Source organism: Nitrosopumilus sp. S4, assembly GCF_054515835.1.
Genome location: NZ_CM137258.1, coordinates 1,224,735 through 1,239,521, shown reverse-complemented (window position 1 = coordinate 1,239,521; position 14,787 = coordinate 1,224,735). Strand labels below are relative to the sequence as shown.

The window sequence follows — 14,787 nt, the reverse complement described above, 5'->3', positions numbered from 1 at the left end:
TTTCTGACTAGTCTATGATCCAAGGGTTTAGAAGCAAAAAAAGCAATATGATTTTAGAAATATGGTTGATATTTTTGAATTATTTGCAGAATATTCGTATTTTGGAATTTTTCTAGTTCTAATTGGTGTCAATGCATCACCAATTCTTATGCCACCTAGCTGGATAGTTCTGACATCGTTTTATCTTCTTGATCCAACACTAAATGTAGTTCTTTTAGCAGTTGTAGGAGCAACTGGAGCTACCATTGGTAGGTATTTTCTCAAACGAATTAGTGGATTATTTAGAAAGTTTGTTGGTGAAGAACAAAAATCTAATCTTGATATTATTGGTGATTATCTGAATCGTAAAAAATATGGCTATGTCATTGCATCCTTTCTCTTTGGTGCAACCCCTCTTCCAAGTAACATGCTCTTTATAGCATATGGTCTGATGCGCGCAAAGAGCATTGGGATTTACGTTGGATTCTGGTTTGGACGTGTACTATCCTATATTGTTATGATTTATTTTGGAAATGCTGTATTACGTCCATTCTTTGAAATATTTGAAGATAGGTTAATTGGAATTTTACTAATTGATGGTGTTGGAATTGGAGTGCTTGTAATGTTTGCATCAATTAATTGGACAGCATTAATTACTGAGAGAAAAATTAAATTTGTAAAACCAAAAATTTGGAGATTCTAATGAAAGTTCTTGATTCCATAAGAGAAGAAGTAAAGAAAAGAATGCAAAATGATTCTGCACATGATTTTGAACATATCATGAGAGTGTATAAAAATGCACAAAAAATTTGCAAAAAAGAAAAGGCAAATGAAAAACTAGTTCTTAGTGCTGCACTATTACATGATATTATTTCATACCCAAAATCAGATAAACGCTCAAAAAACTCTTCTATTGAGAGTGCAAAAGAGTCTCAAAAAATTCTTAAAAAATACAATTTTACTCAGAATGAAATTAGCATTATCTCAGATGCTATTCGTGATCATAGCTTTTCGCAAAACAAAACTCCAGAAACCCTAGAAGGAAAAATTCTTCAAGATGCTGACAGATTAGATGCCCTTGGTGCAATTGGTATTGCAAGGGTATTTGCTACAAGTGGCTCTCTAGGTAGGCACTTCTACAACATCGATGATCCTTTTTGTAAAAAAAGAACTCCTAATGATAAGGTATGGACTGTAGATCATTTTTTTCAGAAATTACTCAAACTAGAATTATTGATGAATACAAAATCTGGAAAAATTGAAGCAAAAAACAGAACTAGAATTCTAAAAGAGTATCTTAATCATCTAAAGCAGGAACTTTAGCCATAATCTACATATCTGTCGTATCTTTTCTCAACTTCTTTGTTTTCTCCAGATTGTATCTTTCTGTATTCCTCGTTTTTTCTAAAATCTACATATTTCTGAATATCTTCAAATTCTTTCTCTTTTGGATATGAAATAAAGACCGGTTCAGCCAATTTGAAATATTCAAGGGTTTTCTCCCTGTATTCTTCCCTAGTTGGCTTTTTGATTCCCTTCATCCTAAACCAGATTACTGCCCAACTAGAGCCTATAACATGTGGCAGTAAATCAAATGCTCTTTCTATCTCAAATCGCTCGTCGTTTCTCATGATTCCTGAAGAAATCTAGAAGCTGATTTTGCAAAATATGTGACAATCATGTCTGCACCTGCTCTCTTAATAGAGTAGAGGATCTCTTCAGTAATGTCTTTTTCATTGACATATCCTAATTGTGAAGCTGCCTTTACCAGTGCATACTCTCCTGAAACACTGTATGCAGAAACTGGAATGTTGTATTTTCTTCGAGTCTCTGCAATCAAATCCAAATAAGATAATGCAGGTTTTATCATTACAATGTCTACTCCTTCATTGATGTCTGTTTCTACTTCCATCATTGCTTCTCGTGCATTAGTATATGGAACCTGGTAAGTTTTTCTATCTCCAAATTTTGGTGCACATTCTGCAGCATCTCTAAATGGTGAATAAAAGTTTGAACGATGTTTGGCTGAGTGAGACATTATTGAAACATCTGTGAATCCTTCATCATCAAGTGCTTTTCTAATTGCTGCAACCTGACCATCCATCATTGCAGATGGTGATACAGTGTCTACTCCTGCCTTTGCTTGACTAACTGCAATTTTTGATAATGTTTCAAGACTAGTATCATTATCAATTTTGTCTCCATGAATAATACCACAATGCCCAGATGATGTGAATTGACAGAGACAAACATCTGCCATGATGACTATCTTATCTCCAAAATTTTTCCTAATCTGAGATATTGCTTTTTGAACAACTCCATTATCGTCAAATGCAGAAGAACCTGCTTCATCTTTTTGTGATGGAATGCCAAAAAGCATTATTGCCGGAATTCCTAAATCACTAATTGTTCCTACCTCATCATTAATGTCATCTAAAGGTAATCTTTCAATTTCTGACATTGATTCAACTTTGACTCTTGTTTTTAGATCTTCTTGAACAAACACAGGACAAATGAAGTCTTTCGGTGAGAGTGTGGTCTGTTGAACTAATTCTCTCATTTTATTTGATATTCTTAATCTTCGAAGTCGTCTAGTAGGAAATGACATGTTTGAATTCCTCTTTTGCTAAAATATAATCCTAGTCTGCCTTTTTCTGTTTTTTATAGTCAAATAATTTGCCTGCAAGCTCGACAATATCGGGATTTCCTTGCTCAGAAGCTTTTCTAATATTATTCATAGGGGTTGAGACAATGCTTTCAACGACTGCTTTTGTTAATTCTTCAATTATTTTGATTTTCTTTTCATCTTTTTCATCAAGCATTTGAAGTGCTTTTTGTAGTTCTTTTTCTCTAAGACTTTCTATGTTTTTGAATACATCTTTTACAAGTGGTTCTGCTTCTAATCTTTTCATTGAGGCTTCTAATACAGATACTTCCTCATTAATTATATTTTCAATGGATTTTACCTTGTTTAATCGAGCATTCATGTTCTTTTCCACCATTTCGGCAATTTGATCAAGATTCATTAGTTTGACTCCTCCTATGGTTGCAACTTTTTCGTCTACTGTTCTAGGGTTTGATAGATCCAAAATCATCATTCCCTTCTTTTTATTACTCATAGCTTTGGTTAGTCTTTCATGTGTTACAAGAAAATAGGGAGCTGTAGTTGCAACAAAGAGTACATCATAGTTGTTAAATCCTGAGAGAACTTCTTCAAATTTTACTGGCTTTCCTCCCATTGTTTCACAAAATGTAATTGATCTTCCAATAGTTCTACTTGTTACATCAAAATCATATCCTCGTCTTTGTAATGATTTTGCAACTAGTGTTGAAACTTCTCCTGTTCCAATTAACAAAACTTTTTTTGTCTTTAATTCATCAATGTTCTCCTCTGCAAGCTTTACTGCCATAGAGCCAACTGAAATTCCTCCTTTTCCTATTCCACTTGAATTTCTAATTCTTGTGCCAATTCTGATTGCTTTATCAAATAATGTGTTCAGGTGCTGGCCTGATGCTTTAATTTTTCTAGCTGATGTGATGGAGTTTTTTATCTGTCCAAGTATCTGTTCTTCCCCGATAACCATCGAATCTAATCCTGATGTTAATTTCAATAAATGATGAATTGCTTCTTGGTTTTCTACAAACTCCACATTTTCATTAAATGCTTCGGCTTCTAATCCTGTAATGGAAGCCCAAGTTTTTTTAATTTTTTCAAGATCATATTGATGAGATTTTCCAAATAATTCTATTCTGTTACATGTCTGTATAATTACACATTCATCAAGGTTTGAGTGTTTGATGAATTGCTCATATGCGTTTTCTATGTCTCTAATTGTAAATTGCTCAAGAATATGGATTGGGGAGTTACGAAAAGTTACACGTGCATTAATGATATTTTGATTCATTTCCAGTTCCTCAATATTGTAATTGCTCGCTTTTCAGCTTTTTTCAGATTTCCGTCTTTTATTAACTGATCAATATTTTTGTCTGCTAAAATAGCATGTAGGTATTCTTTTCTTTCTGATTGAGTAGGAATTTGATCTTTTGCAAGTTTTCTTGCGATCATTTGTATCTTGATTTGAGAGATGTCTTCCTTTGTGATTATTTTTTTAAACATCTCTTCAGATTTTGCTTTTAGTTTTTTTGACATTGCAGGACTTTTCCCTCCAGTAAAAATGGCAATTTGAATAATTTTCTCAAAATCTATTATTGCGGGGTTTGAAAAATCGCTCTCTTCAGGATTATCCGAACTGTAAACAATTATCTTTCTTTTTTTAGCAAAATTAATTATTTTGGAATTTAGTTTGCTGTCAGTTGTTGTAGTAATTAGAATATCTGGCTTATATTTTGAAATAAGTTTAGTGTCATGAATTTTCTTTTTTTCTAACTTTATCTTTTTTTTATTTGCAAGATTTTTGATTGCTGAGCTGACAGAATCACTAATTACTGTAATATTGCAATTTTGATTTAACAATGAATTGATTCTTTTTTGAGCCTCATTTCCGCCTCCAATAACTAGTATCTCTTTACCCCTAAGATTAAGATCAACTATCATCTATTCAATGCCCTTGAGTTTCTATTTATGTATTAGATTAATGCGTAGATTTCTAGCTACATTTTTAATTGAATGGGCAACATCATGACATGATGGCTAACATGGATGAGTTTGATAAAGAACTATTAAATGAAATCCAATGGACTTTTCCACTCGTAACAAGACCCTTTGATGCTATTGCTAAAAAATTTGATACTACTCCAGAAATTGTAAAACAACGAATGAATAATCTAAAAGAGATAGGAGTTTTGAGACAACTAAGTGCAATTTTTGATACAAGAAAACTTGGGTATACAAGTTCTCTTGTTGCAATGGAGATTGAACATGATAAACTAGAATATGTTGCTAATCAAATTAATCGTCACCCTGGCGTCAGTCATAATTATGAGCGTGATCATGAGTTTAATCTCTGGTTTACTTTGGCTGTTCCTCCAGGCTCTGATTTGAAAGTAGAATTGGAAAAATTCAATGTTCTCAAGGGAATTAAAAAAGTAAGAATGCTTCCCACATTACAACTATTCAAGATTGGTGTTAAACTGGACATGGTAGATGAAAAGAAACATGAAGTAGCGCCATCAGAGCAAAAAAAAGAAATTAAAAATACAAAATTTGTTCCAACAGAGCAAGACAAAGAGTTTATTCGCGAATTACAAAAAGATATGGAAATAATTGATGAGCCCTTTGTAAAGGCTGCAAATAATCTTGGAATTACAGAAGATGAGTTATTTGAAAAAATGAAACACTATGAGGAGATTGGTGTGATGAGAAGATTTGCTGCAATTCTACGACACAGACAAGTAGGTTTTACTGCTAATGGAATGATAGTATGGAAAGTTCCTGAAGATAGAATCTCTCAAGTAGGAGAAACATTAGGATCATTCCCACAAGTTAGTCACTGCTATGAGAGACCAACCTATGCCGATTGGCCATACAATGTGTTTTCTATGATTCACTGTAAAACCCATGAAGAGGCAAATGAGATGGCAAAAACTATCCAGAATCAAATCAATATCGATGATTATCGTATCTTGTTTAGTTCTCGTGAATTCAAAAAAACACGAGTTGAATACTTTGTAGAGAATTCCTTTACTTTGGAAGAAACAGTTCCAGCCTCTTAGATTTCATTCTCATCATGTCCAACGACATGAATTGTACAAAAATACTGATCATTCATGTTACAATAGTATTGTGAAATCTCCCCACATGTTTTACATGGTGGTTTCTCATCTTGTTCTGATAGTTTTGAGTGAAAAATTTTACTCCTACTTGTAATCTTTGACTCTTTGTAAATTCGGGTTAAATTTGAATAGTATTCTAGTTCTTCAGGATTTAGTTCCTGCTCGTTTTTTAATTTCTTGATAATTTTTTCCCATTTGTTGTATTGGCCAATTTTAGCCAGTTTCATCCTCTCTATGATTTCTAGAGTTTTTTTTGCATCAATTGGATGTTTCATTTAGAATTAATTTGCTTGTGGTGTTGCCTTTAATTCATAGGATGGCCATGTATCGTATAGTTCTTGAATCTCTTTCATGTCTGATGCTGAAATATATTCACCATTTGTCATCTCTGCATAGTTTACAATCTCTTCTTCGCTGACAACTGTTGGAAATACTGATACAAATCCTTTCTTTGACATGATGAACTTCATGGACAATTCTGTAATGCTTAATCCGTTTCTTTGTGCAATAGGTTTTAGTTGTTCAACTTTTTGCAGTGATGCTTTAATCCACTCTCCTTTTCTGACTGATCTGTGATCTTTCTCATCAATTTTTGTTTCTGCATTGACTTTACCTGTTAGAATACCTGATGCTTCTGGAACTCTGACTAAGATTCCGACATTTTTCTCTTCAGCTTTTTGCATTAATTCATTTCCAGGAGTTTGCTCTAAAATATTGTAAACTGTTTGGACTGCACTAAGATTGGGTCTGTCCATTGCTTCAAGACCCTCTTGTGTCCATCCAATTGCTGGACCTAGTGCAACTTGATATGTTCTAATTGATTCATCTTTGATAAAATCGTCAAGAACATTAAAGATTGAATCATCACGAATATGTGATAGTTTTGGATTGTGTAATCCATACATGTCAAGATGATCTGTTTGTAATCTCTCTAGACTGTTTCGTAATGCTTTTCTAGTAAATGCCTCGTCAAATTTTTGTGGAAGTTCACTATGACCGATTTGTTCTACTCCTTCAAAATCATAACCATATTTTGTTGAAATAACAACTTCGTCTCTCATGTCTTTGAAAACTTCTCCAATCAATCTCTCGCTTTTCCCCTTACCGTACATATCTCCTGTCTCAAAAAAGTTAATCCCTACATCGTATGCTTTTTTTAGCATTCGTTTTGCTTCGTCTTCTTCAATTTTCTTTCCCCACCAATCAAGTGCAATAGACCATGCGCCAAATCCTACCTCTGATACTTTAATGTCTGATTTTCCTAGTTTATTGTAATGCATTTCTTTTATTTTTTAAAATTCATCATTTATGTTTATCCAAGATTTGCGGTTTTGAATCTAATTTATGTGGGAGAATCTTAATTTATTTTGGAATTTCTAGCCCAGGCTGGATATTAATGGCACAAGATCTTTTTTCACACATACAATCATTGGAACATCATTTTTTACATATGTGGAAACCTGTGTTTCCCTCAAATCCATTATGAGATCCTGAAAATCTCTGATATTATCTACCTCAAATGCAAGCATAAAATCTTCATCATGAATTCCAAAAGAGTATGTGGTGTTGAGTATGACTTGTGGATATCTTTTGCTTACCTCAATATGCTCATCCATTATTTCTTGACGCTTTTCTTTTGGTAAAAGATACCATTCCCTTGTTTTAGTAAATGGATATACTATGACATGTTTTTTGGGTTCTGTTCCAGTTACAAAACCGTGAGATTTTTGTTCTTGAACATAAATTGATGGTCGTGTGCACGATAAATATGTCATTGAAGGATTGATGTATTTTCCAAAAACTGTTTTGTATAATTTTTCAATTACTACTTGAATCTCTACAACTGATTTTGCTGCAAACCAAAACAAAAAGTCTGTATCATCTCTTAATCCTAAGTTTGAATAAGATCTAAACATTATTCCTGAATTTTTTATTACGTTTTCAACTTCTTTTGCAGACTCTTCTTTTGCCAAATCGGCCATCCATCTCCATTTGGGGTCTACTTTGAAAAATGAGAAATTAAAATAGTATTGATCATTTGATTCGGACATGTTTTCTCCAGACTTGAAACCCTATTTAAACAAAAAACTACATTCTCAATTATAGAATCTCTATTATCTTCTCTGTAGATTTATGTCCTTTTTTTATCGTTACATGTGAAGATGAAATTTGAAAGTGTCTTGCAATTTTTTTAATTAATTCTTTATTTGCTTCTCCCTTGATTGGTTTTGATTTTATACCAATATTGATGTGGTTATCTTTAACTTCTAGAAACTCTTTAGTAAACTCAACACTTAGTGTATAAATCAATAATTTTTAGGAAATTTTTCTGTTTAAATTTATGCTGTTTGCTCTAAGACCCAGTCATATCCCTCGGCTTCTAGTTTGTCTGCAAGGGATGCATCTCCTGTTTTCAATACTTGTCCTCTGGCAAATACGTGAACAAAGTCTAGTTTGTCTAAGAATTTTAGAATTCTGGCATAGTGGGTAATTACTATTACTGTTGCATCTTTTCCAGACACTTTGCTGATTGCTTGTGCTACTGCTTGAACGGCATCAATATCTAATCCTGAATCTGGTTCATCTAAAATTGAAATCTTTGGCTTGAGAACTGCCATCTGTAAAACTTCTGCTCGTTTCTTTTCTCCTCCAGAGAATCCTTCGTTAAGATATCTTGATAGAAACTCTTCTTTTAATCCCACTTTTTCTAAATTTTCTTTTAGGTATTTTTGAAACTCTCTTACTGTGATGAATACTTCTCTGTCGTCTCCTCCAATTGCTTTACTTAGTGAATTGTATGCTGTTCTTAGAAAGTGAGAAAATCCTACCCCTGAAACTTCTGTTGGGTATTGAAAGCCTAAGAACAATCCTTTCTTTGCTCTCTCATCGGCTGATAATTCTAAAATGCTCTCTCCATCAAGCAAAATATCTCCTTTTGTAACTTCGTACTTTGGATGTGCAAGTAATGTATATGCTAAGGTGCTCTTTCCTGAACCATTTGGTCCCATAATGGCGTGTATTTCTCCAGGCCCTGTCTTTAGATTAACTCCTTTGAGAATCTCCTTACCTTCTCTAGTGACATGAAGATCTTTGATTTCTAATACTGCCATGATTCAATTTGCTTTTCTTCTATATATAATGCCGACGAAATTTAGCTGATCCTAACGGAAATTTTTGATAATAAAATGAAAAGGGGGGGGGGGGTTAAAGTTTGGCCAGAGATGGTCTCAAAGTAATTTTGAGTTTGTAGCTTGTAAGAATCTCTTTACATCTATTTCTGATAGTGACTTCTGTAACTCCTGCAATGCTTGAGACGTCTCTTTGAAGGACGTTTTGTCCAAGTAGGACTGAGGCTACATACAGATATGCTGCTGCAATTCCGTTTGGTGCCTTTCCATCTGCAATGTTACTTTCTTTCGTCTTTTCTGCAATTTCTAAGGCTAGTCTTTCGACTCTGACCTCAGTTTGAGTCATGTTTGCTATCTTTGAGATGTATTTGTCCATGGTTACAACTGGTGCAGTTAATTGTCCCATTTCCATAACCATGGTTCTATAGTATCTAGCTGCAAGTTTTGTTTTTGATTTTACGTCTTTTGCTGGACAAATTCCTCTACAAATTTCTTCTAGGGATCTTACAACTGAACATTGTTTGCATGCCATGTAAATTGTAGCTGCAGTAATACTGACTACTGACTTTCCTTTTACATCTACATATCCATCCAAGTTTCTGTAAATCATTGAAGCTGTTTCTAAGACATTCTTTGAAAGACTTAGATCATTGCATGTTTCACCCATCTTTGATAAAACATTTGCAAGACGTCTCTCTCTTGGTGAGGCAACTCTAACTCTTTGTTGCCATTTTCTTAGATTGTGCATTTGATTTGCAACTTCATGATTGATTGTTTTTCCGCTAAAGTCTTTTGTACTGATTGAAATCTCTGTTGTTATTCCCAAGTCATGTTGGGAATAGGTTGTTTGCCCTGTTGCTCTTGCTAACTTCATCTTGTCTTCGAGATTTGAGCTAATTGTTTCTGGACCACTGTCTGCAATCTGATCAGCGACTACTACGCCGCAACCAGAGCAGATTATTTCACCATTCTGCATGTCATCAACTAATGATGATTGACATTCAGGACAGCTTTGGGGTTCAAGTATGTTCATTTTTTTCTTCTCCTAAATTTTTTCTTTGAATTGTCAGGGGAATATTCTGCGGCAAATACACTTTTGCCAATGTATTTTTTGATGCTATTTGTTAACGGCGTTGCTGATGCAAATGGTCTTTTTACTGGACCTATCAGTTCCATTACTTTTGCAACTCTAGTACCTTTTTCGTCACAGAGTATTTGTCCTTCAACTAATTCTTTAGATAGTTGAATGATTACCCTGCCACTACCGGCTAGGTGCATTATTTCGCCTACCTCCTGCAATTAAAAACAATAATTATCATATTCTTATCATAGACTTCTGTCAACTTTACTTTAGCTAAGAGCTAGAATTGATTTTATTTTGATTGTTTGATTCTTCTTGCTACAAGTTTTTCTGAAATTTTGTTAAGAATATTTGTCTTAGAGGATCCTTTTGGTAAGATTACATAACCTGACCTTACAAAGGGTCTTCTTGGAAATCTGACTTTGTCATCTGATTCTTTAATTTCAAACCCTGCATCTTTTGTCGCATCCATCAATTCTTTTAATGAAGGATCAAAAACGCATTTCTCTAATCCCATTCGTCTGCCTTTTGATTTTTTTAAATTTTTATTAAAATAATCCAACCAGACTACGACATGCTCGTAATCTTTCATTTTATTCCTTTAGTAAAATTGCGTTAGCTATTCCGTTTTGTCCTGGTCTAGAAACTACTTTACACTTTCCTTCTTGTGTTTCTAGTATTGCCCCTTTTGTAATGATGCCTCTTCTTTGATAATCATTATTGGTAGCGTTTTCTAAAACTTTGATTATTTTTGTTTTTTTTACTTTAGCATCACCTGTTGCAAGATTTACAAAATCAATTGACTTTAATGCAGTTTTACTATTTTTTCCACGAACTCTTCTTGTTACAGTTACTTGAGCTGCATTTACAGCTTCATTTGGATATCTATCAGTTTCATACTTTCTTCTAATTCTTAATGGATGTCTTCTTCCTCCAGTAATTTTACTGGTTGCTAAATTCTCTACTGATTTTCTCACGAAATTATCACTGAATTACTCTAATTTATACAAAACGCAAAAAATTAGCCTTAAACCCATTACTTAGTTTAGTTCTGAAACTATTTGTGGAGTAGGAGATGTTTGTCTCATGCTGGCAGTTTTTCTTACTTTGGAAAATAGTCTCTGTTTTAGATCTTCTACATCGCCTTGAATTCCAAAATATTTTTGGAACTTGTTTGTTGTTGTGTATATTTTCATTCTTCCTACATTTTGGTGATTGATAAAATCTAACTGTCTTAATTCTTTTAGGTGTGCATATACTCCTGATCCTCTGGTTTCAACAAGTTGCTTTGATGAAATTGGTTGCATGTATGCGATGTATGATAATGTCTTTAGTGTTGCATTTGGTAAAATCGGTTTTGATGCATATCTTTTCACAGTTGCACTATACTCTGGCTTTAACTGCATTACATAAGAGCCATCTGGAAGGATTACAACTTCAAGTGCTTTGAATGCTGACTTGGTTTTTTTCATAATGCTGTTGAGTATGTCCAGAGTTTTTGTTCTTGATTCTGTGCCTGAGGCTCGTATGATATCTTCGATTCTTAATGGCCTTCCTGCTGAATACAGCGCAGCCTCAATTCTGGCTGTTGCCTCATCCAGATTATCTATTTTTGCCATTCATAATCTCCTTTTTTGAAATATAGTTAAAGAAATCCTTTGTTCATTTTTGATCAATTAGTTAACTCTTCTTTTATTGCAATAATTTTGATGTCGTCTCCTGCTTGTTCCAAATCTACTTTTTGATCCCTCGCCAAAAACAACACTGCAAAGAAGCATCTGATAGAATCAATCTCATCAAGATCTAAAATGATGTCTTGTAGCAGTCCAAATCCTTTCACTTGAATTTTTTTCATTATCAAATCCTCATATTTTCCAATGATGCTCTCAAGTGAAATAAAATAATCTTTGAAATCTGGAGCTTCAATAGGTTCGATGTCTAACTGCCTGTTTCTTCTTGACTGTGGATTTGCAATTGTTCCAATAAGATTTTGTAGTAATCCGAGTAGATCATCTAATGATACTGGATATGTTGATTCATGTCTGTATGGAAAATCAATTAATTCAATATCTACATCTGTTCTTTGATGCATTGGTTTTTTCTCCATTGCAGCTCTTTGTAATGCAAAAATACTCTCAACCTTCATTCTGTAAATTAACGATGACGAGAGAGCTGCCATTCCTGCAACTTTGAGATCTTTTTTGCCTGATTTTTCGAGAATTTTTATTAATAAATTCAAAATTTGAATAAGATCAATTTCCCAAACATCTTTTTTTGCAACTGATGTAGGACTAAATAGTATATTTACTGGTTCTTGAGAAATACTGCTTGGTGCTTCTGCTTCACTCACATAACAATTTCATTCCTATTCAATAATATCTTAGGGCTCTACTTTTTTCTCACATCCAGTCAACTCTTATATTGTTAAAGCAAAAAATCACCATAATGAAATCTGCCAGAATAACTGGTCCAAACGAGCCTCTAGCAGTATCTGAATCAGAGACCCCCAAACCACAAGGTGACCAAGTTTTAGTCAAAGTAAAATCTGTAGGTGTTTGTCATAGTGATTTACATCTGTGGGAGGGTGGATATGATTTGGGTGATGGTCAATTCATGAAAGTAACTGATAGGGGAGTAAAGTATCCCGTTACTCCTGGTCATGAAATTGTTGGAACTGTTGAGGAAATAGGTGATACAGTGTCTGGAATACAAACTGGGGATGAGGTTCTTGTTTTTCCATGGATTGGTTGTGGTGAATGCCCGGCATGTAAAGTCGGGAATGAAAATCTATGTGATACACCAAAATCAATGGGTGTTTTTCAAGATGGTGGTTATTCTGATTATGCTTTAATTCCAAATTTTAAATATTTAGCAAAACTTGATGGTGTGAATCCTGATGCTGCTACGTCATTAGCTTGTTCAGGACTTACTGCATATAATGCTGTGAAAAAAGCAAATTCTAATTCTCCTGAATTCTTACTAATTATTGGTGCAGGTGGTCTGGGATTGATGGCAATTCAAATTGCCAAGGCCATTACTAAAGCTAAAATTATCTGCATTGATAATGATGATAAAAAATTTGATACTGCAAAAAAGATGGGCGCAGACTTTGTAGTTAATACCAACGTAGTTGGATCTTTATCCTCTGGCGGTGGCAGTCCAATACAAAAAATAATTTCTATTTGTAATGGTAAAGGTCCTGATAGTGTGATTGATTTTGTAAATGCTCCTCAAACTGTTAAAGTTGCCCTTGGTGTTTTACGTAAACGAGGAAATCTTATTCTTGTGGGATTATTTGGTGGGTCATTGGAAATCTCTCTAGTTTCTATTCCACTCAAATCTATTGTGATTCAAGGTGCATATACTGGAAATTATACTGATATGGTTGAACTCCTTGATTTGGCAAGAAAGGGTGTTATTAATCCCGTAATATCAAAGCGATATTCCCTTGATCAAGCAAATAATGCCTTAGAGGATCTTAAAGCACGAAAAATTATTGGTCGTGCAGTAATTAACCCATAGTTTACTTTGCTGCTACAAAATCTTATAACATCAAATCTATTGTAATCACTCATGGATGCAAAAACTAGTTGTGAAATTGCACTTACTCATCTAAAAAATAAACAATTCATCACTGCTCATAATTTACTAATCAATCAAGCAGAATCTATGAAAAAAACTGAGTTACTAAAATCTGCTCTACTTTACATGCTCGCATCTGAATGCAAATCACGACAAGGCAAAGTATCCCAAAATGAAATTAAAGAAGCAAGTGAGTTGTTTTTGAAATATTCAAAATCAAAGAATGCATCCAATGTAAAAGGCGCATTGCTTTGTGCATCAAAATGTTTGTTGACTCTGGGAGAATTTGATAAGGCAAAAGATGCTTATCAAAAAGCCAAATCCATCATCTCTGAAAATATTCAGATTGCAAGACCTGTTGTAATTATTGATGATAGTGCTGCAATTGCAATGAAGCTCAAAAATTATGCCGAAAAATTAGGATACTCTGAAATTTTGGTATTTGAAAATGGTAAGGATGGGTTAAAGGGATGCAAAAAATTATTTTCTGAAAATAAAGAACCTGTAGTTTTACTAGATATGGGATTACCTGATCTTGATGGTGATGTCGTTGCTACAAAATTACTAAAAGATAAAGTAAATCTGCAAATTGTAGTAATCACTGCTGATGAGAAATCAACATCGCGTGTAAACAAAACTATCAGTTCTGGCGTCTCTGCATTTATTCAAAAACCATTTACCTTGGATGAAGTCAAAAAGGCAATTGATATTACTGAATCCGAATATTCTCTATTACAATAATAACAATGACATGTTGAGAATATTTACATCTCTGATATCTATTTCATTAATTCTGTAATCAATTAGTTCTTCAGAAAACTTTTCAACAATTTTTTGTGCTGTGTTTGCTTTTTCTGAATTTATCTGAATGATTGATAGCATATTCCATTCGCCCTCCATACTGGCAATCAGTACGTAATTGTCTAATTTTTTAATGAATTCTTTAATTGAATCTTTTACTGCCTCTATTGATTTTGATGGTTTTATCTTCATCAAAACAATTTGGTATGTATTGATTCCAGATACATCTGTTAAAACTGCCTTGTATCCTTTTATGATTCCGCTCTTTTCTAAACGCTCAATTCTTTTTCTAATGGTTCTATCTGAAACATCATGACCTGATTTTTTTAATTCTAGTGCAATCTCTTTTGATGGGGTTCTGGCATTGTTGTTTAGAATCTCTATAATTTTTTGATCAACCTTATCTAGATTAGACCAGGCATCCTCACTCATACTCTGTCAATATTGTAATGCCTTTTGAATTTTTGGATGGTATTATACTGA

General features: G+C 33.7%; 21 protein-coding genes. 5 read left to right on the top strand and 16 right to left on the bottom strand.

The genetic code is table 11. The features are described 5' to 3' along the window. The first annotated feature begins 61 nt into the window (after positions 1-61). Together ACX119_RS07290 and ACX119_RS07285 are read left to right on the top strand one after the other, a co-directional pair. Entirely contained in the window at positions 62-682 is a 621-nt protein-coding gene (locus tag ACX119_RS07290; RefSeq protein WP_459350621.1) for a hypothetical protein, read from the top strand. After that, positions 682-1,302 (top strand): HD domain-containing protein, encoded by a 621-nt coding sequence (locus ACX119_RS07285; RefSeq protein WP_459350620.1) that lies wholly within the window; start codon positions 682-684, stop codon positions 1,300-1,302. The genes ACX119_RS07290 and ACX119_RS07285 overlap by 1 nt, the downstream gene beginning before the upstream one ends. Here ACX119_RS07285 and ACX119_RS07280 read toward each other — a convergent pair. The 4 genes from ACX119_RS07280 to ACX119_RS07265 are packed head-to-tail and all read right to left on the bottom strand — an operon-like array spanning position 1,299 to position 4,534. Then, positions 1,299-1,610, bottom strand: a complete 312-nt coding sequence (locus ACX119_RS07280) for a hypothetical protein (protein ID WP_459350619.1) — start codon at positions 1,608-1,610, stop codon at positions 1,299-1,301. The two genes, ACX119_RS07285 and ACX119_RS07280, sit on opposite strands and share 4 nt — an antisense overlap. Next, positions 1,607-2,587, bottom strand: a complete 981-nt coding sequence (hemB, locus tag ACX119_RS07275; RefSeq protein ID WP_459350618.1) for a porphobilinogen synthase — start codon at positions 2,585-2,587, stop codon at positions 1,607-1,609. Before hemB ends, ACX119_RS07280 begins: the two co-directional genes overlap by 4 nt. 31 nt (positions 2,588-2,618) lie before the next feature. Continuing rightward, the gene (gene hemA, locus ACX119_RS07270) at positions 2,619-3,884 is read right to left on the bottom strand and encodes a glutamyl-tRNA reductase (protein WP_459350617.1); all 1,266 of its coding nucleotides are present in this window, start codon (positions 3,882-3,884) and stop codon (positions 2,619-2,621) included. Beyond that, positions 3,881-4,534, bottom strand: a complete 654-nt coding sequence (locus ACX119_RS07265; protein WP_459350616.1) for a precorrin-2 dehydrogenase/sirohydrochlorin ferrochelatase family protein — start codon at positions 4,532-4,534, stop codon at positions 3,881-3,883. The genes hemA and ACX119_RS07265 overlap by 4 nt, the downstream gene beginning before the upstream one ends. A 101-nt stretch (positions 4,535-4,635) precedes the next feature. Between ACX119_RS07265 and ahbA the strand changes: the two genes are divergently transcribed. Continuing rightward, positions 4,636-5,652 carry a siroheme decarboxylase subunit alpha gene (gene ahbA, locus ACX119_RS07260; protein ID WP_459352012.1) on the top strand — a complete coding sequence of 339 codons (1,017 nt, stop codon included), beginning with the start codon at positions 4,636-4,638 and terminating at the stop codon, positions 5,650-5,652. Here the strand turns inward: ahbA and ACX119_RS07255 are convergent. The 11 genes from ACX119_RS07255 to ACX119_RS07205 form a co-directional block, all read right to left on the bottom strand. After that, the gene (locus ACX119_RS07255; RefSeq protein WP_459350615.1) at positions 5,649-5,987 is read right to left on the bottom strand and encodes a hypothetical protein; all 339 of its coding nucleotides are present in this window, start codon (positions 5,985-5,987) and stop codon (positions 5,649-5,651) included. The genes ahbA and ACX119_RS07255 overlap by 4 nt on opposite strands. A gap of 6 nt (positions 5,988-5,993) precedes the next feature. Then, positions 5,994-6,992 carry an aldo/keto reductase gene (locus ACX119_RS07250; RefSeq protein ID WP_459350614.1) on the bottom strand — a complete coding sequence of 333 codons (999 nt, stop codon included), beginning with the start codon at positions 6,990-6,992 and terminating at the stop codon, positions 5,994-5,996. Positions 6,993-7,088: 96 nt separating this feature from the next. Then, positions 7,089-7,763 carry a chlorite dismutase family protein gene (locus ACX119_RS07245; RefSeq protein ID WP_459350613.1) on the bottom strand — a complete coding sequence of 225 codons (675 nt, stop codon included), beginning with the start codon at positions 7,761-7,763 and terminating at the stop codon, positions 7,089-7,091. Positions 7,764-7,812: 49 nt separating this feature from the next. Beyond that, positions 7,813-8,022, bottom strand: coding sequence for a DUF167 domain-containing protein (locus ACX119_RS07240; RefSeq protein WP_459350612.1), 210 nt, complete (start codon positions 8,020-8,022; stop codon positions 7,813-7,815). Positions 8,023-8,051: 29 nt separating this feature from the next. Continuing rightward, positions 8,052-8,822, bottom strand: a complete 771-nt coding sequence (gene sufC, locus ACX119_RS07235) for a Fe-S cluster assembly ATPase SufC (protein WP_459350611.1) — start codon at positions 8,820-8,822, stop codon at positions 8,052-8,054. Positions 8,823-8,916: 94 nt separating this feature from the next. Then, positions 8,917-9,873: a transcription initiation factor IIB gene (locus ACX119_RS07230; RefSeq protein WP_459350610.1), complete on the bottom strand. Its 957-nt coding sequence runs from the start codon at positions 9,871-9,873 to the stop codon at positions 8,917-8,919. Further along, complete coding sequence (locus ACX119_RS07225; RefSeq protein WP_459350609.1) at positions 9,870-10,118, bottom strand: H/ACA ribonucleoprotein complex subunit GAR1; 249 nt, start codon at positions 10,116-10,118, stop codon at positions 9,870-9,872. The genes ACX119_RS07230 and ACX119_RS07225 overlap by 4 nt, the downstream gene beginning before the upstream one ends. A gap of 95 nt (positions 10,119-10,213) precedes the next feature. Further along, positions 10,214-10,513: a signal recognition particle subunit SRP19/SEC65 family protein gene (locus ACX119_RS07220; protein ID WP_459350608.1), complete on the bottom strand. Its 300-nt coding sequence runs from the start codon at positions 10,511-10,513 to the stop codon at positions 10,214-10,216. A 1-nt stretch (position 10,514) separates the two neighbouring features. Next, complete coding sequence (locus ACX119_RS07215) at positions 10,515-10,898, bottom strand: 30S ribosomal protein S8e (protein ID WP_459350607.1); 384 nt, start codon at positions 10,896-10,898, stop codon at positions 10,515-10,517. Positions 10,899-10,961: 63 nt separating this feature from the next. Then, on the bottom strand, positions 10,962-11,540 hold the full coding sequence (gene scpB / locus ACX119_RS07210) for an SMC-Scp complex subunit ScpB (RefSeq protein WP_459350606.1): 579 nt from the start codon (positions 11,538-11,540) through the stop codon (positions 10,962-10,964). A 53-nt stretch (positions 11,541-11,593) separates the two neighbouring features. Beyond that, positions 11,594-12,271 (bottom strand): chromosome segregation protein ScpA, encoded by a 678-nt coding sequence (locus ACX119_RS07205; RefSeq protein WP_459350605.1) that lies wholly within the window; start codon positions 12,269-12,271, stop codon positions 11,594-11,596. Positions 12,272-12,366: 95 nt separating this feature from the next. Here ACX119_RS07205 and ACX119_RS07200 point away from each other — a divergent pair, with 95 nt between their 5' ends. Beyond that, positions 12,367-13,443 carry an alcohol dehydrogenase gene (locus ACX119_RS07200; RefSeq protein WP_459350604.1) on the top strand — a complete coding sequence of 359 codons (1,077 nt, stop codon included), beginning with the start codon at positions 12,367-12,369 and terminating at the stop codon, positions 13,441-13,443. Between the two features lie 51 nt (positions 13,444-13,494). Beyond that, positions 13,495-14,244: a response regulator gene (locus tag ACX119_RS07195; RefSeq protein WP_459350603.1), complete on the top strand. Its 750-nt coding sequence runs from the start codon at positions 13,495-13,497 to the stop codon at positions 14,242-14,244. Here ACX119_RS07195 and ACX119_RS07190 read toward each other — a convergent pair. Continuing rightward, the gene (locus tag ACX119_RS07190; RefSeq protein WP_297591797.1) at positions 14,236-14,736 is read right to left on the bottom strand and encodes an Lrp/AsnC family transcriptional regulator; all 501 of its coding nucleotides are present in this window, start codon (positions 14,734-14,736) and stop codon (positions 14,236-14,238) included. The two genes, ACX119_RS07195 and ACX119_RS07190, sit on opposite strands and share 9 nt — an antisense overlap. Positions 14,737-14,787: the final 51 nt, after the last annotated feature.